The 22,829-nt window shown below is 65.5% G+C and carries 19 protein-coding genes; 12 read left to right on the forward strand and 7 right to left on the reverse strand.

All coding sequences use genetic code 11. The features are described 5' to 3' along the window. Positions 1 to 256: 256 nt before the first annotated feature. Genes ACFC4D_RS15680 through ACFC4D_RS15695 form a run of 4 tightly spaced genes read left to right on the forward strand, consistent with a single transcriptional unit; the run spans position 257 to position 5,773 of the window. Positions 257 to 1,681: a condensation domain-containing protein gene (locus ACFC4D_RS15680; protein ID WP_376063754.1), complete on the forward strand. Its 1,425-nt coding sequence runs from the start codon at positions 257 to 259 to the stop codon at positions 1,679 to 1,681. Next, on the forward strand, positions 1,678 to 3,312 hold the full coding sequence (locus ACFC4D_RS15685) for an MFS transporter (RefSeq protein WP_376063755.1): 1,635 nt from the start codon (positions 1,678 to 1,680) through the stop codon (positions 3,310 to 3,312). Before ACFC4D_RS15680 ends, ACFC4D_RS15685 begins: the two co-directional genes overlap by 4 nt. After that, positions 3,309 to 4,841: an ArnT family glycosyltransferase gene (locus ACFC4D_RS15690; protein ID WP_376063758.1), complete on the forward strand. Its 1,533-nt coding sequence runs from the start codon at positions 3,309 to 3,311 to the stop codon at positions 4,839 to 4,841. The genes ACFC4D_RS15685 and ACFC4D_RS15690 overlap by 4 nt, the downstream gene beginning before the upstream one ends. Further along, positions 4,838 to 5,773 (forward strand): glucosyl-3-phosphoglycerate synthase, encoded by a 936-nt coding sequence (locus ACFC4D_RS15695; protein WP_376063760.1) that lies wholly within the window; start codon positions 4,838 to 4,840, stop codon positions 5,771 to 5,773. The genes ACFC4D_RS15690 and ACFC4D_RS15695 overlap by 4 nt, the downstream gene beginning before the upstream one ends. 40 nt (positions 5,774 to 5,813) lie before the next feature. Here ACFC4D_RS15695 and ACFC4D_RS15700 read toward each other — a convergent pair whose 3' ends face one another. The 4 genes from ACFC4D_RS15700 to ACFC4D_RS15715 form a co-directional block, all read right to left on the reverse strand. Beyond that, the gene (locus ACFC4D_RS15700; RefSeq protein WP_376063763.1) at positions 5,814 to 6,869 is read right to left on the reverse strand and encodes an alpha/beta hydrolase; all 1,056 of its coding nucleotides are present in this window, start codon (positions 6,867 to 6,869) and stop codon (positions 5,814 to 5,816) included. A 417-nt stretch (positions 6,870 to 7,286) separates the two neighbouring features. Beyond that, entirely contained in the window at positions 7,287 to 8,348 is a 1,062-nt protein-coding gene (locus ACFC4D_RS15705; RefSeq protein WP_376063766.1) for an AAA family ATPase, read from the reverse strand. A gap of 5 nt (positions 8,349 to 8,353) precedes the next feature. After that, positions 8,354 to 8,803: a gamma carbonic anhydrase family protein gene (locus ACFC4D_RS15710; protein ID WP_376063769.1), complete on the reverse strand. Its 450-nt coding sequence runs from the start codon at positions 8,801 to 8,803 to the stop codon at positions 8,354 to 8,356. Positions 8,804 to 9,155: 352 nt separating this feature from the next. After that, on the reverse strand, positions 9,156 to 10,691 hold the full coding sequence (locus ACFC4D_RS15715; protein ID WP_376063771.1) for a flavin-containing monooxygenase: 1,536 nt from the start codon (positions 10,689 to 10,691) through the stop codon (positions 9,156 to 9,158). 318 nt (positions 10,692 to 11,009) lie between these two features. On the opposite strand from ACFC4D_RS15715, the gene ACFC4D_RS15720 reads away from it, so the two are divergent. The 4 genes from ACFC4D_RS15720 to ACFC4D_RS15735 are packed head-to-tail and all read left to right on the forward strand — an operon-like array spanning position 11,010 to position 15,576. After that, positions 11,010 to 12,230: an oxygenase MpaB family protein gene (locus tag ACFC4D_RS15720; RefSeq protein WP_376063772.1), complete on the forward strand. Its 1,221-nt coding sequence runs from the start codon at positions 11,010 to 11,012 to the stop codon at positions 12,228 to 12,230. 48 nt (positions 12,231 to 12,278) lie between these two features. Further along, complete coding sequence (locus ACFC4D_RS15725; RefSeq protein WP_375956901.1) at positions 12,279 to 13,313, forward strand: NAD(P)H-dependent flavin oxidoreductase; 1,035 nt, start codon at positions 12,279 to 12,281, stop codon at positions 13,311 to 13,313. Next, positions 13,238 to 14,674, forward strand: coding sequence for a hydroxysqualene dehydroxylase HpnE (gene hpnE, locus ACFC4D_RS15730; protein WP_376064843.1), 1,437 nt, complete (start codon positions 13,238 to 13,240; stop codon positions 14,672 to 14,674). Before ACFC4D_RS15725 ends, hpnE begins: the two co-directional genes overlap by 76 nt. After that, complete coding sequence (locus tag ACFC4D_RS15735) at positions 14,671 to 15,576, forward strand: hypothetical protein (RefSeq protein ID WP_376063774.1); 906 nt, start codon at positions 14,671 to 14,673, stop codon at positions 15,574 to 15,576. Before hpnE ends, ACFC4D_RS15735 begins: the two co-directional genes overlap by 4 nt. Before the next feature lie 43 nt (positions 15,577 to 15,619). On the opposite strand, the gene ACFC4D_RS15740 is transcribed toward ACFC4D_RS15735, so the two are convergent. Next, a complete protein-coding gene (locus ACFC4D_RS15740) occupies positions 15,620 to 16,225 on the reverse strand; it encodes a TetR/AcrR family transcriptional regulator (protein ID WP_375956907.1) in 606 nt (201 codons plus the stop codon). Positions 16,226 to 16,580: 355 nt separating this feature from the next. Between ACFC4D_RS15740 and tatC the strand changes: the two genes are divergently transcribed. After that, positions 16,581 to 17,462, forward strand: coding sequence for a twin-arginine translocase subunit TatC (gene tatC / locus ACFC4D_RS15745; protein WP_375960704.1), 882 nt, complete (start codon positions 16,581 to 16,583; stop codon positions 17,460 to 17,462). A gap of 423 nt (positions 17,463 to 17,885) precedes the next feature. Here tatC and ACFC4D_RS15750 read toward each other — a convergent pair whose 3' ends face one another. Next, the gene (locus ACFC4D_RS15750) at positions 17,886 to 18,500 is read right to left on the reverse strand and encodes a TetR/AcrR family transcriptional regulator (RefSeq protein ID WP_375956910.1); all 615 of its coding nucleotides are present in this window, start codon (positions 18,498 to 18,500) and stop codon (positions 17,886 to 17,888) included. A gap of 261 nt (positions 18,501 to 18,761) precedes the next feature. Here ACFC4D_RS15750 and ACFC4D_RS15755 point away from each other — a divergent pair, with 261 nt between their 5' ends. The 3 genes from ACFC4D_RS15755 to ACFC4D_RS15765 all read left to right on the forward strand — a co-directional run bounded on the left by ACFC4D_RS15755 (position 18,762) and on the right by ACFC4D_RS15765 (position 21,376). After that, a complete protein-coding gene (locus ACFC4D_RS15755; protein ID WP_375956913.1) occupies positions 18,762 to 19,007 on the forward strand; it encodes a hypothetical protein in 246 nt (81 codons plus the stop codon). Between the two features lie 256 nt (positions 19,008 to 19,263). Then, positions 19,264 to 20,442 (forward strand): PucR family transcriptional regulator, encoded by a 1,179-nt coding sequence (locus ACFC4D_RS15760; protein ID WP_376063777.1) that lies wholly within the window; start codon positions 19,264 to 19,266, stop codon positions 20,440 to 20,442. A 307-nt stretch (positions 20,443 to 20,749) separates the two neighbouring features. Then, complete coding sequence (locus ACFC4D_RS15765; protein ID WP_376063779.1) at positions 20,750 to 21,376, forward strand: TetR/AcrR family transcriptional regulator; 627 nt, start codon at positions 20,750 to 20,752, stop codon at positions 21,374 to 21,376. A 49-nt stretch (positions 21,377 to 21,425) separates the two neighbouring features. Here ACFC4D_RS15765 and ACFC4D_RS15770 read toward each other — a convergent pair whose 3' ends face one another. After that, positions 21,426 to 22,652: a PucR family transcriptional regulator gene (locus ACFC4D_RS15770; protein ID WP_375956922.1), complete on the reverse strand. Its 1,227-nt coding sequence runs from the start codon at positions 22,650 to 22,652 to the stop codon at positions 21,426 to 21,428. Between the last annotated feature and the right edge of the window lie 177 nt (positions 22,653 to 22,829).

The following is a 22,829-nucleotide window of genomic DNA, read 5'->3' on the forward strand; positions in this document are numbered from 1 at the left end:
CGGCGCAGCGGCCACCCGGATACATGCCTCATCGCGACTCCCGCACTCGTGGTTGGTTGTGAGCGGAGACGGTAGGTGCGAACTCGACTGGCCAGCAACATCTCTGGAAATCCCGGATCGTCGCGGGAGTCGGGGCGCGCGGATGGTTGGAAGTCCTCACAAGATTCGAGTTCCCCGCGCTCTGATCTCGCACGGTGTCGTTAACTGCGCTGCGACAACAGTTCTCGGAGAAATCCCGTGAGGAATCGAGGGGTCCGTGCTCGACTTCGGCTTCATCGACGATTGGACTCCCGCGCCCGGCCGCATTACCGGCTGGACAATCGCCCCGGAGTCCCACGCCGCCATGCTCGCCGCACCACCGCATCCCACGCCGCCGTCCTATCAGCAGGAGCAGTATTTGCGAGCCACCCTGCGCAATGTCGATGCGGGCGTGCATGCCTCACGGTTGTGCATGATCGCGGTCGAATTACCGGGACACCCGGACCGTCCGGCTCTCAAACGCACCGTGACTCGGTTCCTGCGTCGCCACGACACCTTCGCCAGCTGGTTCACCCACGAACCCGGCGGGGCGATCGCGCGGCGAACCGTCCCCGCCGACATGATCTCGGTGATCACCCGCGACTACGGACTGTTCGACTCCGGCAGTGCGATCCGCGCACATGTACACCGGCTTGTTCCCAACGCCCTGCACTGGGACTGCTTCGGCTTCGGGGTCATCGATCACGGGACCTCGTTCACCATCTTCGCCGCCATCGACCACCTGCACACCGATGGTGTGGGTCAGGCGTTGACCTTCGCCGAACTGCTCATGATCTACGGCATCGAATCCGCCGGCAGCAGAGCCGAACTCCCACCCGTCGGCAGCCACCTGCACTACTGCTGCCGTGAGCGTGCGCTCAACGCGGTATTGCTCCCCGAGTCGCCACCTACGCGCACGTGGGTGCGACTGCTTCGCCAGAACGGCGGTGAGATGCCCGCTATGCCGGTGGATCTGGGCCAGGACAAGGGATCCGGGTTTCGCGACGGCGCGCAGATCACCGTCCCGCTCTTCGACGAGCGGACCGCACTGCGGTTCGAGCAGGTGTGTACCGACAACGGTGGGCGCTTTCTGAGCGGACTGTTCGTCGCGCTGGCATTGACCGATCTCGAATTGGCCGGGCGCGAATGGTATTTCGCGCTCACCCCGGTCAACACCCGCAAGGAATCCGGTGAGAGTGGATCCATCGGCTGGTACACCAACCTGATCCCGATCGCGTTCCAACTCGAGCCCACCGACACCTTCACCTCGCTGGTGTCCACCGCCCAGTGGGTTGTCGACGAAGCCAAGGAACTCACCGATATCTCCCCGCATCGTGTCCTGGAACTCGCCGCGACCGACCCGGCCATCCGCACGCGAACGGGCTGGGCCGCGACCATGCTCTCGCATATCGATGTCCGCAAGATCCCGGGCGCGGAGATTCTCGATCACATCAACGGCGGTATCTACGGCAACCGGGCCGCCTCGGGTGCGGTCTACGTCTGGGTCAATCGTTTCTCCGACGTGACCACCCTGAGTCTGCTGTTCCCCGACACCCCCGAGGCGCATGCCTCGATCAACCGCTATGTCAAAACACTGACCGCGATCCTGACGACGGTGGCGACGGACGGCGACTACAGCGTCGATATCGATACACGGCGATGAGCATCCGAACCGCGGCGGACATCGGCAGTGTCCGCCCCGTTCCGCTACGCGCGGCCCGGGGCGCTTTCGCAGCGTGCCTGCTCGCGGTCTTTCTCCAGATGCTGGACATGACCGTTGTCAACACCGCGCTTCCCACCCTCGCTCGCGACCTGGCGGCGACGGGTTCCGCGCAACTGTTCGTCGTCACCGGCTACAGCCTCGCCTTCGCGTGCGCACTCCCGACCGCTACCCGACTCGGCGATATCCATGGTCGCAGAACGCTTTTCCTGGCGTCGATGGCCGGGTTCATCATGGCGTCGATCTGGTGTGGCTGCTGTGAGCAGAGCACGGCTCTGATCGGCGGACGAATGGTGCAGGGCATCGCGGCCGCCGGGATGGCGGCGCAGACGGTGGCCATCGTCAATGCCAGCTTCGCCCCCGATCGGCGCGCGCTCGCATTCGGAATCTACGGCGCGGTCGCCGGATCCGCCGGACTGGCGGGCCCGCTCGTCGGTGGCGCGATCGTCGCCACCGACCCGTTGGGACTGGGATGGCATGCGATCTTCCTGCTCAACGCACCCGTCGGCGTGCTCGCCCTGATTCTGGCGTATCGGGGGCTGCACATCGGTGCGTCGCCCACCTCCACGCGTGCGGACATCCCCGGCGTGCTTCTGGCCTCGGTGGGGCTGCTGCTGGTGTTGTATCCGGTCACGGTCGGTCGCGAAAGAGGGTGGCCGGCAGCCATTCTGGTTATGCTGGGCGTGGGCTGCCTGGTGCTGGTCGTATTCGGTTGGCAGCAATACCGGGCAGAAGGAACCGGACTGCTCCGCGGTGCGATCTTCACCGATCGCACCTTCGCCGTCGGCGCGATCGCGATGCTGGTGTTCTACGGAGTCTTCACCGCCTTCCTGTTCACGGTCTCGGCCACCATGCAATCCGGGATCGGCCTGTCCGCGTGGCAGACCGCCACGTTCATGACACCGTTCGCGCTCGGGGCGATCCCGGCCGCGGCTACCGCACCGCTGCTGGTTGCACGTCTGGGATCGCGGACCCTCACCGTCGGCATCCTGGTGTTCGCGGTGTCGGCGGCGGTGATCGCGAGCTTGCTGCACCACTCATCGGCAGGTGTCGAGGCCCGTGTTCTCGCCGCGCCGATCTGCCTGGCGGGCATAGGCATCGGTTGGTTCGCCGCGGCACTGCCCGCGCTGATGACCGCGCGTGTGACCGACAGTGAGGTCGGCTCGGCGTCGGGCCTGCTGCCGACCATCCAACAGCTCGGCAGCGCGTTCGGTGCTGCCGCGCTGGGCACCGTGTTCTTCGCTCGGATCAGCGACGGCGACGGCATCGCAGCGGGGGAGTCGGCGTTCGCGCGCGCGCTGATGGAGCGCGGAATACCACTCGAGCGGACCTTGGCCGAGGTGGGGCGGTTCGACACCTGCGCCCATGCCGCACTGGCTTCCCCCACACCGATGGTCGACGGTTCCACCTGCCCGGCAACCATTCCCGACGTCGGTATCGACGCCGCCGCGGTCACCATGGCCCAGACCTACATCGCGGCGCTGAGCACGCTGATGTCCATCATGGCCGCGATCGCGTTCGCCCTCGGCATGCTGACACTGCTCATGCCACGCGACGCGGGCAGCCGGGCATGAGCCGCGAGAACGAGGTCCGCTTCGCCACCGGACCGGTGGTCGCGATCATGGCGGTGACAACCGTCCTGCTGCTGGCCCGATGCGCGCGGTACGACTATTTCGGCGACGAGCTGTACTTTCTGTCGGCCGGTCGGCATCTGTCGCCGGGGTATGTCGACCAGGGGCCGCTGGTTCCCTTGCTCGCACACCTCGCGCGCTCGGTCGCCCCGGGATCTCTTGTGGTACTGCGTATTTCATCGATCCTGGCCGGTGCCGCGGCGATCGCGGTATCCGCGGCCATCGCCAGGGAGTTCGGCGGTGATCGGGCCGCGCAAACCCTCGCGGCACTGGCCTACGCCACGTGCCCCTTTCTGATCACCCAGACCGCGACATTATCGACCTTCGCGTTCGACGCCACGCTCTCGGCGACAACGGTCTGGCTGCTGATCCGCTGGACTCGCACCCGTGAGGACAGGTTGCTATTCGCCGCGACGTTGATCGTCGCCCTCGATGTGCAGGTGAAACTCCTTGCCCCCGTGCTTCTGGGAACCCTCGCCGTGGGCGTGGTGACCGCGGGTCCGCGAAATCTGCTCAGGCGCAGCGCACTCTGGGTGGGGCTGGCGCTGGTCTGCGTGTCGGCAATACCGATGGCCTGGTGGCAGCACTCGCACGGCTGGCCGCAACTGGCGATGGGAGCGGTCGTGGACCGTGAACAACGCGCCGCCACCGGCGGCGTCGCCGGGCTGCCGGTTCAGTTCGCACTACTTGCCGGTCTGCTGGGAATACCACTGCTGCTCAATGGATTGCGGGCATTGATTGTCGACGCCGAGTGGCGTCGCCACCGCTTCGTGGCCATCGCGGCGGGGGCCGATATCGTCTTCATCGTCGCGATCGATGGTCGCCCCTACTACTTCGCGGGTTACCTGCCGGCGCTGTTCGCGGCCGGCGCCACGTACGCGTTGACGACACTGCGCCCATGGCGTTCCCGGGCATCGCGCGGTGTGTTGGCCTGTGCTGTGGCGGTATCGGCCGCCGTCTTCGTCCTCATCGTGGGCTTGCTCCCGCTGCCCGCTTCGCACCTGCGCGAACCCGCCGACACCCAGGCCGAAATCTCGTTGCGTATGCGACTTTTCGGAACCTCGGGGTGGGATCGACTGGTCTCCGCCGTCACCGGTGCCTACCGGGACCTACCCGCCGATCGACGCGAGGGCACCATTGTGATCGCGCAAACCTATTGGCAGGCTGCCGCTTTGGATAATCTGGCCGGTGGACGTTTCAAGGTGTACAGCCCCAACCGCGGTTTCGCGCTGTTCGGCACCCCGCCACCCGCGACCGCGAGCGCGCTGTTCGTCATGATCGACGGCTCCGAAACCACTCTGCGCCAATCTTTTTCCGACATCACCGCGCTCGTTCATGTGGATGATCGGCTCGGGTTCCCCGGCATCGACCGCCACGTGACGATCTGGCGTTGTGAGCGTCCCGCCCGCCCCTGGTCTGACATCTGGGCAGACATGACCACCGACATCCTCGACAACAGGAGCCTTCGATGACCCCGCCCTCCACCGACTTCGTCCGCTTCGATCAGCCCTGGACGATCCCCGAACTCATCGCCCGCAAGAACGGGCGGCGCGTCTCGGTGGTGCTGCCCGCGTTGAACGAGCAGGAGACCATCACCGGGGTGATCGCGTCGATTCGTCCGCTGGTGGGCGGGCTCGTCGACGAACTGCTGGTCGTCGACTCCGGATCCACCGACCGAACCCGTGATCGCGCCCGGGCCGCCGGCGCGATCGTCTATACCCGGGAGCAGGCGGTTCCCGATCTGCCGACGCGGCCGGGTAAAGGCGAAGTGCTGTGGCGCTCATTGGCGGTCGCGAGCGGCGATCTGATCGTGTTCGTCGATTCGGATCTGGTGTCGCCGAGCCCGACGATCGTGCCGTCCCTACTCGCACCCCTACTCACCGACCACCGGCTGCGACTGGTCAAGGGCTGCTACCGTCGACCGCTGCGGATCGGCGCGACCTACGATCTCGACGGCGGCGGGCGCGTCACCCAATTGGTGGCCCGACCCCTGCTCGCTGCCTTGGCACCCGCGCTGGCCGAACTCGCCCAACCGCTCAGTGGCGAATACGCCGCCACGCGTAGCCTGCTCACCACCATTCCGATGGCGCCCGGCTACGGGGTGGAGATCGGCATCCTCATCGACTGCTGGCAGCGACACGGTCTGCGTGCTATCACCGAGGTCGACCTCGGCACCCGCATCCATCGCAATCGGCCCACCCACGAATTAGCCGTCATGAGTCGCCAGATCATCGCAACCCTGCTGCACCGCTTGCGAATTCAAGATTCCGGTGTACCCCTGCCGCAGCTGACCCGCGATGGCGACACCTGGCTGCGCACAGCCGCCGAACTCGATGCCGCCGACCGACCGCCCATGTCGGGTATCCCCGCCGCGCTCGGGCCGCAGTTGCCCGCACGGATCTGATGTCCGAACCGATATCGGCAGGGTGGTCGAACCGCGCGAGCTACCGGCCCGCGCGGTTCGGCCCGGACAGGGCCGCCTCGAGTCGGGGCCAGGAGTTGTGCAGGTCCTGCTGCCAATAGCCCCAGGAGTGAGTACCGGTCGGGCGGAAGTCGAATGTCGCCGGAATCGCCAAGTCGTGCAAACGATCTCGGAGGCGATGGGTGCAATCGTTGGCCAGGACCTCGAGTGGACTACCGAACAGCAGTTGCCAGGTCAGGCGCTGAGTGTCGCCGCGGACTCCGGTGGGGGTGTCCAGCGGTCCGGGCAGCCCGCTGCCGACCGATACATAGATCTCGGTGCCGCGCAGTAGATCCACGTGCAATGCGGGGTCTTTGGCGGTCCACTCGGGATCGTCGGGCGGACCCCACATGTTCGTCGGGCTGCCCGCGAAGCGCGCGACCACCAGGGCGACGAACGCCTGGCCCGCCGGATCGCTGGTCGGTACGCATCCGCTGTAGGAGGCGATGGCCCGGTACAGACCCGGTGCGGCTTCGGCCAATTGGAACACCGCGGTACCGCCCATCGAGATTCCGGCGATGGCATTGACACCCGATCCGTTCAGCGTGGCATCGACGATGGGAGGCAACTCTCGGGTGAGGAACGTGGTCCAGCGCGGACGGCCCAGAGTGGGGTCCTCCGAACGCCAGTCGGTGAAATAGCTGCCCGCGCCGCCGATCGGAATCACCACATTGACCTGCTTATCGGCGAAGAAGCGGACGACATCGGTCTCGTCGTACCAGCCGCCGCCGACGCCCCCATCGGATCCATTGAGCAAATAGAGGGTCGGCGCGGGCCGGGTGGGATCCACCGCGCGCAGCACCTGCAACCGGATATCGGTGTTCATGGCCGCGGAATGGACGTACATGTCGATCGCGTCATGTCCCCTGGTCTCGATCCGATCGAGGTGGGAGCCGTTGGGGGACAACGGCGCCGATTCGGTGTCCGCCGCCGCCGAGCCGGGCACGCGCACTATCGCGGCCACGGCCACGATTACCGACAGCAGCAACGCCGCCGAGCGCGACAGCCCACGGTGATTCGCGTATCTGGATGTTGTCACGGGTTGGTAGTCCTCTGTGCGACTTACGATTTCCCGTAGTGAACGGCATCGGAAGGGCCCCGATGGCTATCGAGTTCGATTGCTGTGAACCTTCCAGCGCGCTCGGCACACGACCTGCAACAGCGAACCGTGATACCCGAAAGCGGGGCGAGGGTGAAACGAGGTGGTGGTCCGGAGCGGGGGGTTGGGTGCTCCGGACCACCGTGACGTGGTTCCGTGCGTGGGGCGAGACGGAACCTCATCGATCCGCCCGGTCCGGTCGCGCCGCCAGGAATTGGCCACCGGTGTCCGAACGGAGGATCGTGATGAGCGCGGTCGGCCGCTCATCGAGATGAAGCGATGAATCGAATTGCGATGCAATGGTACATTACCTGGGTGCGCGCCGCCGGGCATGTGAATCCATGAGCCTTCGGCGGTTCAGTTTATTATGATGAAATCGGATGCTGCACAAGCGATTACGCGATCATGGTCGCTGAACATCGTCGTTCGGAAGTAGTCCCAACCTGCCAGTCGTGACACGTCGCGTTCGGTGCCGCGCTTGGTCATTCGCGTCCGAATATCCGAAGGTGAGGAATCCATCCACACCGTGACGACCGGCATCGCGGCAGGCACGTCGGCCATACCTCGCAGATAGTCGGCGAGTGCGAGATGCTTTGTCGTGACGTGCCGTATGACGGGAAGGAACGAGGCGTCGAGTACGACCGGGTGCTTCGGGGCTATCCGCAAGCCGGTGCGCACCAGCCCTTCGTAGAGCGCCGGGGCCACCACCCGCCGATAGAGGTCACTATCGCGATCTCCCGCCGCGCCACCGAGGGCCGCCAGCGCCACACGTTCGAGTTCGGGTGCGAACCCGGCCTGGGTCAGCACGGTGGCTCCGGCGATATCGGCGATGTACTTCGCCGCCGTGGACTTGCCCGACACCGGGAATCCGCACACCGCCAGCAGTCCGCACCCCTCGAGTGAGGCGGCCGTCTCGGCCAACGCCGCTTTCACCGGCGCTGGCAGAAACCCTTGGGTGAGAGCGAAATTCGCATGCCACCAGATCAAGATGTCTTCGATGTGAGCGGTGGTGTCCGGGCCGCGGTTCGGTAGCTCTCGAAGCGCCTGTATCGGAGTCGCCGCGAGCTCCTCGATCGTCGCGAAACCCGCGTCGGCCAGGACGTTGTACACCCGATCGCCGCCGGTGATCCGGTGGATGTCCTCGCACACGCTGACCAGCGGGGTCTCCCCGTCCGGTACGGGATGCAGTCGCCAGCCTCGAAGTCCCCTGTCCGACAACAGATGCCGACACTCGTCGGCGGCACGATCGTCCCCGACGACATGCAGGATCATGCGGCCCGGAATTCGGAAGAAGGTGACTCGACCGAAATGCGGATCGACGTGGATCAGCGGCCCCAGGGTCGAATGGGTGTCGAAGTGCTCGACCACTTCGGCGACCACGCTCAGCGCGATCCATTGACGCTCGAAATCGCTACGCACGCCGCTCACCCGGCCACATCGATACGGTCGTAGGCTCGACTCGGCCCAACCTCGGTGGTGCGCGGTGACCAGCCGGTCGCGGGCCTGCCCGTGATCAGCATCCGGTCGGGGACGCAGGTTCCGCCCAGCACGACCGCCCCGGCGGCGACCGCGCAGTCCGCGCCGACGATCGCGTCGGTGAGAATGATCGCCCCGTCCGCCACCACGGTTCGCGCGCCGATTCTCGCGCCCTGAACACAGCAGCGATTGGCGATCGTGGCGTCCCGGCCGATCTCGACCGGTGCGCCGGCCGGGGCGTGCAGGACCGCGCCATTCTGAATCGTGGCCCCGGATCGCACGAGCACCGGGGCGAGATCACCGCGAAGGACGGCATCGTGCCCGATGGAGCAGTCCGCCTCCACGACGACATCGCCGATGAGGGTGGCGCTTGTCGACACGACCGCGTCGGGGTGCACGCGGGGGACCTTATCGCCGGATGAGAGGACTGGCATGGATGGCCTTTCGTTGTCGGGTCGATCGCCGATGGCTCGCCGGACTCGGGTGTCTGCTCATCCCTGAGCACTCGAACCCGTTGTTCCACTTGACTATTCGGTACAAAGTAGGATGAAGGCGGGGTCAGTCGACGGTCGGAATCGGGTTCTTGGAGGGCCGACAGGGCGAACCGCTGTTGGTGGTCGGGCTGGATCACAAAGCCACCGCTCCTGCGGATCGGTCGATACGTCCGAGACGCACGACACGGACCCGCCCCGGCATGCGGCGGATCCGTGTCGATATCGGCTGGAGGGCGGCATCGCCTCGTCGGTGACCTCAGGAATGGGTAGGAACCGACGGATCGGTGGGCTCCGGGGCCAGGTTGGGTGGTGTCGTGGTGCGGTAATCCGCCGGATCCAGGGCACGTGTGCGCAAGCGGTAGCCGAGCATGGAACCGGGCCAGTTGTTGGTATTGGCCGGGCCGGTCGTCGTTGTGGCGATGTACCAGCTGTTGCATCCGCCGGTGTTCCACACGGTGCGCTCGAGGCGGTCCTGGGTCGTCCGGTCGAACTGTTCGAGCAGATCCGCGCGCACGTCGAGGTAGTGCGAGGTCGCGGCCTGCTCCACGGCGCTGACGATGTAGTTCATCTGGCTCTCGAGCATATGCACGATCGACCCCGAACCGACATTGGTATTGGGGCCGTACATCAGGAAGAAGTTGGGGAACCCGGGGACGGTCAGGCCGAGATAGGCGTGGGGGCGGTCGCTCCAGGCCTCCCGCAGCGACAACCCGCCCGGCCCGATGACCCGCATCGGCGCGACGAAGTCGTGCGAGCGGAAGCCGGTGGCCAGGATGATGGTGTCCGCGTGATGAATTCGACCGTCCTCGGTGATCAGAGCGCGCGGGCGGACATCGGTGATGGGGCTGGCGCACAGCCCGGTATTCGGGCGATTGAGGGTCGCGTAGTAGTCGTTGGAAGTGAGGATCCGATTGCATCCCACCTCGTAGGACGGCAGCAGCGCGCGACGCGCCTCGGGATCGCTGACCGTGCGCAGATTCCACCGACACCACGCGCGAACCGGTGCGGACAGTATGCGACGGCCCATCGGTGAGATCAGCATCGGATTGAGCACGCCCTCGAACCAGCAGAACACCGCGAGCCGGGACATCCGCTGCAACAGCGGAAGTCGTCGGTTGGCTCGCTTGCGCAGCCGGGGATACACGTGATCGGGCTTGGGGCTGATCCAGTGCGCCTGACGCTGGAAGACCGTCAATGAGCGAGCCTGTTCGGCCACATGCGGTACGAACTGAATCGCGCTGGCGCCGTTACCGATCACCGCGACATCGCGACCGGTGAGATCGTGGTCGTGATCCCACTGCGCGGAATGGAAGATCTTGCCGGTGAAGCTGTCGAGGCCGGGTAGGTCGGGGTAGGCGGGCGTGCTCAATTGGCCACAGGCCGAGATCAGCACCTGGGCGGTGGCGTGCCGACCGTCCTCGGTCCGCAATCGCCACAGTCGCGAGGTGGAATCGAACTCGACCTCGGTGATGTCGGTATTGACCTGAACATGGCGCAGCACATCGTATTTGGCCGCGCAGTGCCGTAGGTAGCGCAGAATCTCGGGTTGTTCGGCGAAGCGGCGAGACCAGTCCGGATTCGGTTCGAACGAGTATGAGTACAGGTGCGAGGGAGCATCGCAGGCCGCGCCGGGGTAGGTATTGTCGCGCCAGACGCCACCGACATCGCCCGCTTTCTCGTAGACGGTGAGATCGGAGAAACCGGCTCGTTTCAGGCGGATCGCCAGCCCGATTCCGCTGAACCCACTGCCGATGATCGCGATCGACGGCTTTGTCGATTGGTTGTTGCTCACGGTCGCTCCTGTGTGGCAATCGCTTGTGCCGGAAAGATTTCCGCGTCTCGATCGGGACAGATCGGATTGATCCCGCGCGGCGGATCGGAGAATGCGCCTCCGGCGGTCCAATGTATCCGAGAAGTATCGATGTAACAAGTATGGGTGCTTTGTCTCTCCAGATCTTGACCCAATGATACAAAGTTCGTATCTTCGATGCATGCCGTCGCCACGAGCCGACGCCCGTGCCGCCAGTCGACGCGAGCCTCGAGTGCATCGAATTGCGGTGACCAACAGCAGATTTCACTGCAACTCTCCTCTCTCGCGAAAAGGCGGACCATGAACGCATCGATATCCGAAATCCCCGCGCGCCACCCGGCCGCGCCCCGCAAGATCGCGGGGCTCGACCTCATCTCCGCCCGGTTGGGCGTGTGCGCGCCTTCGGCCGACGAATGGGCAACTCTCGGTGCGGATCTGCTGGTCGGTGACGAGCCGATGGATCGATTGCTGGACTGGATGGCCGAGGTGGGCCTGGAGCGGACTCGACCCATGTTCGACCGGGCCGTGCGGCTGGGCATCGACCAGGTGCCCGAGGCGCCGGAACCGTTGCGGGAGTTCTTCGCCCGCATCGAACAGGAGCCGGAGTGGGTCGATCACGACATGCTCCGACGCGGCGCGTGGGTCTACCGCAGCGGCGGAGTGGACGGGGTCTACCTGGCCCGCGACGTCGCGTTCCTGGGCGGCTACCTGGCCTCCGGATTCAACCGGACGTTGCTCCGCACCGGTGCGCTCGAGCGCGGGCCCGCGCGACGGTTCGCCGAGACGCTGCAGTGGGCATTGGATGTCACATCGGAGAACGGGATGCACGAGCGCGGGCCCGGCTACCGATCCACGATCCACGTCCGGCTGATCCACTCGTTCGTACGCCGCCACGTCGCGGCCATGCCGGACTGGGAGACCCGGGAGTGGGGGATACCGATCAATCAGACCGACATGGCCGCGACACTGGTCGGCTCGCTGATGGTGCCCGTACTCGTGGGCATGGCAATGGGAATCGTGCCGCGCCGTGCGGATCTGGAAGCCGCCGCGCATCTGACCCGCTATGTCGGCTGGCTGATGGGTGTGCAGGATGATCTGCTGCCCAAGAGCTTTCAGGATTCGGTGCGCATCCTGCGACTCACGCTCGCGGCGATCACCAACCCCGATGAGACCTCATCGCGGCTGGCCAGACCCCTCGCCGACGATCCGCTCGCATGGCACTACCGGCGCCTGGCCCCCCAGCGTCGCAAACTCGCACGCGCTCAGCATCTTTCGCTGGCCTCGACCTTCCTGGGCGCCCGAGCCATGCGCCACCTGGGTCTGCCGGGTCGCGCCACGCCCTGGTATCCGCTGATGCGACTACCGGTCAATATCGCCCGCTCGGCGACCACCCGGATGATCCCCGGATCGGCCGAATACTTCGCCGCGCGCGGGCGGCGCGCACAGGAGGGCTTCCTGCGGACCCTGGTCGGCTCCGAACCGGCCGTGATCGGCGGTTCGGTGAGCCACCACCCCGCCTGAGCAACTGAAATCGCAGAGCTACCAAGGCAATGCACGAGGAGGAACGATATGATTCGCACCCGATTCACCGAGATGTTCGGCATCGACCATCCGATCGCACAGGGCGGGATGATGTGGGTGGGGCGGGCCGAGCTGGTCGCGCCCGTCGCCCAAGCGGGCGCGCTGGGATTCATCACCGCGCTGACCCAGCCGACGCCCGAGGACCTGGTTCGTGAGATCGAACGCACGCGGGATCTGACCGACAAACCCTTCGGGGTCAATCTGACCATTCTGCCCACGATCTCGCCGCCGCCCTATCGTGAGTACGCCGAGGCGATCATCGATTCCGGCATACGCATCGTCGAGACCGCGGGCAGCAATCCCGAACCGTTCATGCCGCTGTTCCGCTCGGCCGGGGTGAAGGTGATTCACAAATGCACCAGCCTGCGGCACGCGGTGAAGGCGCAGGCGGTCGGCGTGGACTGCGTATCGATCGACGGATTCGAATGCGCCGGGCATCCCGGTGAGGATGACGTCACCGGGCTGGTGCTCATCCCGATCACGGCCCGCGCCCTCGAGATCCCGATCATCGCCTCGGGGGGCATCGCCGACGGACGCGGGCTGGTGGCGGCCATGGCCCTGGGGGCGGACGGCATCAATATGGGCACCCGATTCATGTGCACGCGAGAAGCCCCGATCCACCCCAAGGTCAAGGCCCGCATCGTCGCCAACACCGAACGTGACACCCGACTGATTCTGCGCACCATGCACAACACCGCCCGCGTCGCCGATAACGAGATCAGTCGCAAGGTGGTCGAGATCGAGCAGGCGGGAGGGGTTTTCGCGGATGTGCGCGATCTGGTGTCCGGCGCGCGCGGGCGACGCGTGCTCGAGGACGGCGATCTCGACGCCGGTACCTGGACCGCGGGGCAGGTGCAGGGGCTGATCGAGGACATTCCCAGCTGCGAGGAACTGATCTCTCGCATCGTCACCGAGGCGGAGGAGCTGATCGGTTCGCACCTGGTGCAATCCCTGGCCGGCAGCAGAGCCCATCGAGGGATGACCACCCATTTCACGAAACCTCGCGCAGCGCAGGAGCATTGAGAATGAGTGATCCGCGGCGTTATGTCGTTGTCGGCGGTGGTCTGGCGGGCCTGGCCGCGTCGGTCTGGCTGGCCGAAGCAGGTAAACAGGTCACCCTCCTGGAACGGCGGGCACGGCTGGGTGGGCGCACGCAAGCGATGTGGGTGGGGGAGGTCGAGGATCGGCCGGACAATGGCCAGCACGTCCTGGCCACCGGCTACGAACACATGATCCGGTACCTGACCAGTATCGGATCCCAGGACTATCTGGAGTTTCCGCACCACGGGGCGCTGCGGTGGCCCGGTGGTCGCACGGTAATCATGCATACCAAGGGATTTCGCGCGCTGCGCACTCTGATGGGCGCGCACCCCGACGCGAGCCCGCTGGACCGGCTACGCGCTGTTCGCGCGACGCTGCGACTGGGCCGCCAGGCATTGCGGCAGCCGCCGGATCTGGCCGACATCACCACCGATCAGTGGTTGCGGCGTGTCGGTATGCCGGCGAAAGCTCGTGAGGCGGTGTGGGATTGGCTGGCCCTCGGTATCGCAGCCGAGCCCGTCGAGCGAGAATCGGCCAAGATCTTCGCGGACGTGGTGGCGACGGCGATTCGGCTGGGCACGCGCGAGCGCCGGGCCGTGACGATCGGATATCCGACCGTGGACCTGGACACCCTGCTCATCGATGGAGCCAAGCGGGTCTTCGACAAGTTCGGGGTGGATGTGCGGTATCGCACGGTCGCGCGGCGCGTGGTGATCGAATCGGGTGCGGTCGTGGGTGTGCAACTCGCGGATGGCAGCCGAATCCCCGCCGATGCGGTGATCTGCGCCGTACCCAACTCCCGCATCGGCGGATTGCTCGACGACCTTCCCGAACACTCCGAAATCTACGCCGCGGCGGACAAATTGGGCCACACGCCCATCGTGAGCACCAATCTCTATCTGGACCGCCCGCTGCGGACCAAGGCGGCGATGGAGGCGCTCATCGGCGGAACCGGCGTCATCGACGAGGTCTTCGACCGCCAGCGCATGCATCGCCGGAGCGCGGACGGCACGTGGCTGTACTGCCTGACGACCAGTGGCGCCTATGAACAGATCAATCGCGGCAATGAGGAGATCATCCGTGAGCAGGTCGCCCTGTTGCGCCGCTACTATCCCGAGGCCGCGCAGGCTCGCGTCGTGCACGCGCACGTGGTGAAGATGGCCCAGGCCACCTTCTCCCAGGTTGTCGGTCTCGACGGCTTGCGACCCGACCAGCGCACTTCCGTCCCCACCTTGATGCTGGCGGGGGATTGGACCAGCACCGACTGGTCGGCGACGATGGAGAGCGCCGTGCAGAGTGCGGCCAAAGCCGTTGCGGCCCTGCTGGAATTGCCGCCGGTATGACGCGGTACGCGGAAGGCGCGTGTGCGCCCACCCTGACGATCGCCCACTGCGACCTCGAATCCTGGTTGGCCGCCCTGGTCCGGCAGTCCGCGACCGAGGCGGTCACCGCCCCCACGGTCCCGCCCGACCGAATACCGAGTGCCGGTCCGTTACGGGACGCACTGGTGCACGAACTCGGATTCCGTTGCGCGATAGGGGAAGAAGCGGCGCGCGCGTCCGGGCTCCTGGTGGCGGCCGCCCCGGATACCGCGACAATGGAGTTCTTCGCCACGCAGATGATCGACGCGGTGCGCCATACCAAGGCATTTCGGGACTGCCTGGTCGAGATGGGCATCTCAGGACGGGATCTGCGTGATGTCATCGAACACCGCGGTGGCAGCACGCGTGATCGGCTGCTCGCACCCGTTGACGCCTACATCACACCGCTGCTCGTGCGGGGTGATGTCCTGGCCGGGGCGCTGCTGCTCATCCTCGCCGCCGAAGAGTACCTCGGCCCGCTGCTCGAACTGAGCGAACGGCGCTGGCAGCCCTTGGCTCCGGCTGTCGCGGACCGTGAGCGTCGTGCGGGGCGGGACGAGTCCCGCTATCTCGACGCGGGCAGCACACTGATCAGAACCTGGCTCGAACAGCGGCCCTACGACCGAGATCGCGTGGCCGACATCGTCGATCACGCGTGGTCGCGGTGGTCGAACATTCCGATACTGACCGTGCTCAGCGAACGCGAGCGGTTGTTTCAGGCCGCTCTGCTCGCCGAGCCGGATCTGGTCGGGGACTACGAGATCTGGCCGGGACGACGCCTACTGGACACCACTGCCGACGAGCGCATCGACGTTGCGCTTGCCCGGTCCCGCGAGATCCAGACGAGCCGACTGGCCTATCTGGGACTGGGCGTTACGTGGTAACGCGATGCGCACGGCGCGATCGACACGCGGTGCGCCTTCGGTATCAGCGGAGGGCGTGCGATGGGATGCCGTGTTTGATCATCGGCACCACACACTGAGCGATGAACGCACCTGAGGTCGCTTCGTCGCGGAAGTCGACTCCTCCGGTGGGGGTGAGGAATACCGAATGCATCAGCCGGGCGAGAAGTTCGGCGACGGGGCGGGTGTCGTATCGGCCGATCAATCCGCGGCGCTGCGCGCCCTCGAGGACCTCGACGATGTAGTAGACGCCGAGTCCGACGGCTTGCTCACCGCGGACGGTGTAGAAACCCAATATTTCTTCCGGGGCGATCTCCAACAGTTGGGTGACCAGCGGATGAGTCTGTGTCTGACGCAGAACGTATCGGACCATCGCTTCGATCTGCGCGTCGAGGGTGCCGTCCGCGGGCGCGACGGTCGCCACGGCCGTCAGCACCCGCTGGATCTCGCGCGCGATCGTCGCGTCGATCAGATTCTCCTTGGTGGTGAACCGGCGATAGATCGTCACCCTGCTCACTCCCGAGCGGCGTGCGATGTCATCAAGACTCGCTCGCCGAATCCCGACCTGAAGCATGCGCGCGAGTGCGGCGTCGAGAATTCGTTCGTGGAGTTCGTCGCACCCGTACACCATGCATCGATCCTACAGACTGTGTTTCATTGATTCACCGGATGCGCTCGAGGGCCCGTGGGCTCGGATCTCATCCCCGCGGCTGTGCGGTTGCACATCCGATGCGGCCAACCGGACTGTCGGCTTTCCAGCGCCCGCTTGAATCCGTTGTCGCAAAGCGGCTTTCGTTCTAGCTTTGCATTCGACAAGAGCCATCTGAACGTGGTCCGGGCGAGTTGCTTCCAATCCCCTCGTCCGTAGCCGCGCCCGTTTACCGCGCATTCACCGAAACCATGCGCGGTATGACGTCCCACCGAGGGTCCGAGTGCCCCCCTCGGTGGGCACTCGGGTCTTCACCGGATCGGGAGCCATCCAAGCCATGCACATCCCGTTCGATCTCCGTCGTCCGCGCCGAACCGGCCCTCGTGACGGCACCATGTCTCTGGTCCAGCATCTCGCCGAACTTCGGGCCCGCCTGCTCAAGGCGCTGGCGGCCGTGGTGGCGACCAGTCTGCTCGGGTTCCTGTGGTATTCACACTCACTGCTCGGTATGCAGAGCCTGGGTGACGTCCTGCGGGGACCCTATTGCTCGCTCCCGCAGAGTTCACGTGCCGTACTGACCTCGGACGGCTCATGCCTGTTGCTGGCCACCGCGCCGTTCGAACAGTTCACCCTGCGCCTGAAGATCGGGCTCACGGCGGGCGTGGTCCTCGCTACGCCCGTCTGGCTGTATCAGCTGTGGGCATTCGTGACACCCGGGCTGTTCCGTCGCGAACGTCGCTACGCCATCGGCTTCGTCGGCACCGGCACCGCCCTGTTCGCACTGGGCGCCGCGCTGGCGTACGCCGTGGTGGCTCACGCGCTGGCGTTTCTGCTCAGCATCGGGAACAACGTCCAGATCACCGCGCTCAGCGGCGCTCAATACTTCGGTTTCATCATCAAGCTGCTGATCATCTTCGGCGTCAGTTTCGAAGCGCCCCTTCTGGTTATCGGGCTCAATGTGGTCGGCGTACTCAGCTACCGCAGGCTCGCCTCCAGTCGGCGAGGCGCGATCTTCGCGTTGTTCGTCTTCGCGGCCGCGGTGACCCCGCAGGACCCCTTCTCGATGCTCGCCCTGGCCTTCGCCTTGACCGCGTTGTTCGAGTTGGCCGTGCAGTTCGCGCGATTCAACGACCGGCGTCGAGCCCGCGCTCTGCAGGGTGAACCGGCCGATGACGAGGCCGCTGCCATCGAGCGCCCCGAACCGATCTCCGAGCGCTGACTCGACGGTCCGCGGACCGAGTTCGTCGCCCACCATTTCTGTAGCCCCGAAATATGCTGTCGGAAAGCATATTTCGGGGCTGACAGCTGTGGGCACGAACGACATGGAGAGATCTTGTGAGGATGTCGAGTGGTTTCGCGAAACGCCTCGGAGGACATCCAACATTTGTTTTCAACGGGCCGGGAATGGCGAGCGATGGCCTACGGTCTATCTCGTGGCGCAAAATCTTGCGACTGTGCCACAGCCCGCTCGGCGGTTTCCATCCAATCAACCAGGCCTCCGGTTGGGGGCCGCCGAGCGAGCCCTGGCTACCTCTTCAGCGTAGCACTCCCGTCGAGGAAGCTGGCCGGGCTGAGATCGCCTGGGGGCCTTGCCGACTGATAGACCTCGACGTGAATTCGGCTCGAGCTGGCAGTTCGGCTCCTAGCCACTCAGGTTGCTGGAATGGCCTTTGATGCCATGTTTGACCAGCGGAGTGATGAAGCCGCGAACGAACTCGCGCGCCGTCTCCTCGTTCTGCAGTCGTAACCCGCCCGCCGGGGTGAGCAGCAACGAATGCGCCAGTCGCGCCAGCAATTCCGCGACAGGACGCGGGTCGTACTGGTCTATCAGGCCGCCCCGTTGCGCCTGGCCGAGCGCCTCGACAATGTAATCGATTCCCAGAGTGATGATTTCGCCGCCGCGCAAGGTATAGAAGGCGACAGCCTCCTCGGGCGCGACCGCGGTCAGCCTACTCAGTAGCGGATGGGCGTGCGTCTGCCGCAGGACATGGAGCACCGATTCCTCGATCTGGACGTCGGGGCTGTCGGTGACCGCGGCGATGGTCGTCAGTTCGGACAGCAGTCGGTGCACCTCGCGCGTGAGAACCGCGTCGACCAAGTTCTCCTTACTGATGAACCTGCGATAGATCGTGATCCGCGTAATGCCGCAGCCGCGGGCGATATCGTCCACGCTGGCTCGTCGGATGCCGACCTGGGATATGCGATGCAATGCCGCGTCCAGGATCCTCTCGTCGACATCAGCATTCGGCACGACCATGCACCGAAGATAAACTCTTCGTTGCTTCGTTTCAAGCGGCTCTCGTCCGCGCTGAACCTGGTCATTGGCGATAAATCTGCACTACACGCATTTCACTTGTACTGGCCTGTGGCGCAGCATCTTCGGGACGCCCGCTGTCAGAACTCCAGCATGACATCGGCCCGCACCACCTCCTCGGCGTGAGGCCGTACCGTCGAACGACGAGCGGATACCGGGGACTGCCGCCCGTATCGCGCAGCGACTCCCGACCTAAGGAACGATGTGTCGGTCGCCGAATTCCATGAATCCTTCTGCCTCGGAGCGGAACGCGATGGGTACTGCCGAATCGTGGTTCGCTTCGAAGGTTCGACACCGGGTGGCGAGCTGGCGCTCGAGTACACCGCGACCTGGTCCGAGGCAACCGAATTCGCCCTGGCGGCGGTGGGTGTGCCCGGTTTGCGTGTCACCGTCGATCACCGGGTGCGCCCCGGATTGCGGTTACTCCCGTGCCGACGGCTATGGCATTGAGTCCCGGGCGACGACGCCGCCGGCGGTGTGCGCGCCGAATTGGGATCGCGCACAGTAAAACGCCGTGTGCGTCTTCGCATTTCGAACAACGGCGTCGCGATGGGTCCCGTGCGCCCGCGCTCGGTCGTTAGGGTGATCCGCCTGTCGACATGATCGAGGTCGGAAAGGGCCAGTGATGACATTCGAGGAAACCGATCGCCCAGCGATGCACGGGCTGACGACCTCTCAACCCAAAGCGTCCCAGGCTTCGTCGTGGTTGAGGTTCGGACCCGCCGCGGCGCCCGGCACGGACGGGCCGGCGATCGCCGAAGACGCCAATTACGCCGATCTCGGAACCGTCACCCGCACCTGCCTCGAACTGACCGCCAGTATGCTCGATGGCCGCGATCTGCCGGACAAGATCGAAAGGCTTGGGAGTTTCGTTGCGCAGTGGGCGCAGGATGGCGTCCCGATCGACACGATTCACCAGTCGATACACGACGGTCTCGAGCTGGGCCTGGACCGTGTGGTGTCGACCATGACGATCGCGCCCGAGGCCGGTGGGCGGGCCACCGAGGCACGTCTGGACAAAGCGCTCGCCAACTGCGAGAACCTCGCTCGGGCAACCAAACTCATCATCGAAATGCTGGATCGGACAACCGCGACGGTCTCGGCGGCCTACGTCCGCGAGGCGCGAACCGCGGTCACCGAGCACAATATCGCGGTCGCGACCTTGACATCGGCTTTGCTCGCGGGCCACCCGTTCTCCACGATCGCTCGTGAATGCGGGATAGAGGTCGCGGAGTTCTATCACGTATTCGTGCTGTCTCTGCAACCGTCCGCGGAGGCGACATCGGCTCCCGACGGCACGCAGGCCGGCAGGCGCATGGTGCACCGTATCCAGGAGGAACTCGCGGGCGGCACAGCGGGATCGGCGTTGTCGCTGCTGTCGGTGGATGGAGGGACCGTCCTGATCCCGCGGGACGTGATGGATTCCGAGGCTGCCGAGGAATTGATCGGGTCACTCTCTCGCACCGTGGAAGCGGCCATCACGGCGGTCGCCACGCTCGCAGCACCGGAACAGATACCCACCGCCGCCGCGCAGGCGCACGAATTGCTCACCATGGCGGGCAAACTCGGCTGGGCGGCGCGCCTGTACCGCTTCGATGATCTCGCACTGGAATACCAGCTCTCGCGCGAGGGTTTCGGCCGGGACGTGCTGGGGTCGCTGCTCGATCCTCTGGATACGCATCCGGAGTTGCTGCGGACCCTGGAGCGACATATCGGAACCAACCTGAATCGGCAACGCACCGCCCGGTTGTTGCATGTGCACAGTAATACCGTCGACTATCGCCTCAAGCGAATCGGGCAGTTGACCGGCTACGATCCCACGCAGGCCACCGGACTGTGGCACCTGCGGGCGGCATTGATCGCGCGAGCCTGCGACCCGCTATGAGTCCGTTCCGCTCGTGAAAGTGTCTGCGGTCGAAGAGGTTCGCGCGGTGAGTGCTCCAGCGGCGCCGCGCGCGAACCTTCGAACCGAGGAAAGTTGCGGATTCCGGTTTGGATTCGCCGATGATGCGGGAATACATCCGTTGTCGCCCGGGCCGCATAGCAGGGCCCCGCGATGTGTCCTTCCTGACCGCACTGCCGCGCGGTGAGACGGGCAACGTACTCGAACCACTGCTCGCCGTACCGGAAACGATTGGGTAACGTGAGTTCGCGTCGTTGAATCATTGCAACGGAACGGATAACTTCGATACATGGTTGACAGCGATCCGGTCGACGAGAAGATTCTGGATGCCGCGTTGGAACGGATTCTGCTGCTCGGGGTCAGGCGGGCGAGCCTGGACGACATCGCCCGCAGGGCCGGGATGAATCGCATCACCATCTATCGACGCTTCACGACCAAGGACAATCTCGTGGAGCAGGTACTCCGGCGCGAGTTGTTGCGAGTGCTCGGCGAGGTCACGGCGGTCGGCAGGGCAGCCGTCGGTGTGGACGAGCAGATCGAAGCCACGATGTGCGCCCTGATCCGCGCGACGCTCACCCACCCCTTCGCGACCCGGCTGCTCGAAGTCGCGCCCGAGGACGCGCTGAGCTTCTACACCCTGCGCGGTGAAGAGCTCGTTCAGGCCGGGATCTTCTACATCGTCGGCTTCGCCGAACGCGGTCAGCGCGCCGGGGTTCTGGCGCCCTACGAACCGCGTCCGGTCGCGGAACTGCTTGCCCGCCTTGCCCATTCGCTACTATTGACCCCCAATGGGGGAGTGGACTTCAACGACGAGGCTCAGACTCGGCAATTCGTGCGGACCACGGTGGTGCCACTGCTGAAGTATGGAATGGGGCAGCCCGACACCGGCTTGGCAGCCAAGTCTGCGGAGTCCTAGCCGCGCGGATCCGTCTGTCTCGCAGTCGGATCCGCGTATTCGGGCGGAGTCAGACCGCGGCCCGGTTGCGGCAGTACGCGCGGACCACCAGGGCGGACTGCAGGTACCACAGACCGGTCTGGTCGGCCGGGTCGTAGCCGGTGAGCTCCTGAATCCGGTGCAGGCGATAGTCGATGGTGTTGCGGTGCAGGTGCAGCAGGCGTGCGGTGTGCTGTCGGCTGAGGTTGGTGTGGATGTGCAACAGCAACGTGTGCAGCAGGTCCGGATGCATGCTCAGTGGGTCCAGTAGCGACCCGAGCTTGTCGCGGGCGGGGCCCGGACGTGTCAGCTGATATTCGAGGGCGAGATCGCCGCTGCGATACAACCCGCCCGGATAGCGCAGCCGGATGGCGACATCGAGCAGATCGTGCGCCAGGTCGGCGGAGGCCCGGACCCCGTCACGGGTGCTGTCGAGCACGATAGCCGTGATCGGAACCTGGACCGCATGCGACAACTCGCCCACCAGTTGATCGAGCCTGTTGCTTGTCGCCTCGAGGGACGGTATCAAGATGGTGCCGCCTCGGACTCCGAGGGTCGACAGCGCTGTGGATCCGGTCCGATCGTCGAGGGCGATCTGCATCCTGCCGAGCTTTCGCTGAGCCACCAGGCTCGCGCTCGGACTACCGGATTCCTCGTCGCGATGACGTGGAATCGACACTGCCAGAACCGCATACGAGTTGGCGATGTCGACATCAGCGGGCAACGCCGCTGTGCGGCCCTCGGCCAGGGCCGAGGCCACCGTGTACAGATGAGCCGCGGGCCGCTCCGCGCCGGGGTGGATCTGTTCGACGAAGATCGAGGACATGATCGTGGTGACCACGCCGTGAATTCGGAACAGTCGTCGAGTGTGGCCGAGTAGATGCCCGGGGTCGCGCACGGTGGATCCGCCCACCAGTCGCTCGAACGCCCGGTCCGCCGCCTCCCGGATCGCCCGATGCACCGTATCGATCGAAATCCCGTGCCGGAGCCAGTTTTTCGTGCTGTTCCGCAATCGCTCGACATAGATCCCGTCATCGGTGACATCGCGCGCCGCGAACATGTCCGACATGATCTTGTCGCAGTGCCGGGCAATCGCGATCCGTGCGGAATTGTCCTCGGATGCGGTGCGCTGGGCGGTGTACGGGCGTGGTCCCGCCGGCCGCACCGGCCGGTTGTCTGCGTACTTCCCGGCTCGGGCCTCGGGGTACTGGCGGATGGGAGTCGAGAAATCGGGGCGAACGTCGGCGTTGACGTGCATGAGTGCTCCATTCCACTCGCGAATGTGCCGGGATGCCGGCGTGAATTCCAGACGGGGCCGAGCGATTCGCTCGGGGTGCACGTGAGCCGTATCGGTGGTGCGGCTACGCGTCCGTTGATACGGCCTTCGGTGCTGGCCCCCTGCCTGTTCCTGCTATGAGGTTGGCAGCTACGTTAG

The organism is Nocardia sp. NPDC056000, from assembly GCF_042269265.1.
GTDB lineage: Bacteria > Actinomycetota > Actinomycetes > Mycobacteriales > Mycobacteriaceae > Nocardia.

Bases quoted from the DNA above. Each gene is read 5' to 3' on its own strand.
- ACFC4D_RS15765 (WP_376063779.1), top strand. From the start codon at position 20,750: ATGGTTGACAGCGATCCGGTCGACGAGAAGATTCTGGATGCCGCGTTG.
- ACFC4D_RS15770 (WP_375956922.1), bottom strand. From the start codon at position 22,652: ATGCACGTCAACGCCGACGTTCGCCCCGATTTCTCGACTCCCATCCGC.
- ACFC4D_RS15690 (WP_376063758.1), top strand. From the start codon at position 3,309: ATGAGCCGCGAGAACGAGGTCCGCTTCGCCACCGGACCGGTGGTCGCG.
- ACFC4D_RS15685 (WP_376063755.1), top strand. From the start codon at position 1,678: ATGAGCATCCGAACCGCGGCGGACATCGGCAGTGTCCGCCCCGTTCCG.
- ACFC4D_RS15720 (WP_376063772.1), top strand. From the start codon at position 11,010: ATGAACGCATCGATATCCGAAATCCCCGCGCGCCACCCGGCCGCGCCC.
- tatC (WP_375960704.1), top strand. From the start codon at position 16,581: ATGCACATCCCGTTCGATCTCCGTCGTCCGCGCCGAACCGGCCCTCGT.
- ACFC4D_RS15740 (WP_375956907.1), bottom strand. From the start codon at position 16,225: ATGGTGTACGGGTGCGACGAACTCCACGAACGAATTCTCGACGCCGCA.
- ACFC4D_RS15735 (WP_376063774.1), top strand. From the start codon at position 14,671: ATGACGCGGTACGCGGAAGGCGCGTGTGCGCCCACCCTGACGATCGCC.
- ACFC4D_RS15750 (WP_375956910.1), bottom strand. From the start codon at position 18,500: ATGGTCGTGCCGAATGCTGATGTCGACGAGAGGATCCTGGACGCGGCA.
- ACFC4D_RS15695 (WP_376063760.1), top strand. From the start codon at position 4,838: ATGACCCCGCCCTCCACCGACTTCGTCCGCTTCGATCAGCCCTGGACG.
- ACFC4D_RS15725 (WP_375956901.1), top strand. From the start codon at position 12,279: ATGATTCGCACCCGATTCACCGAGATGTTCGGCATCGACCATCCGATC.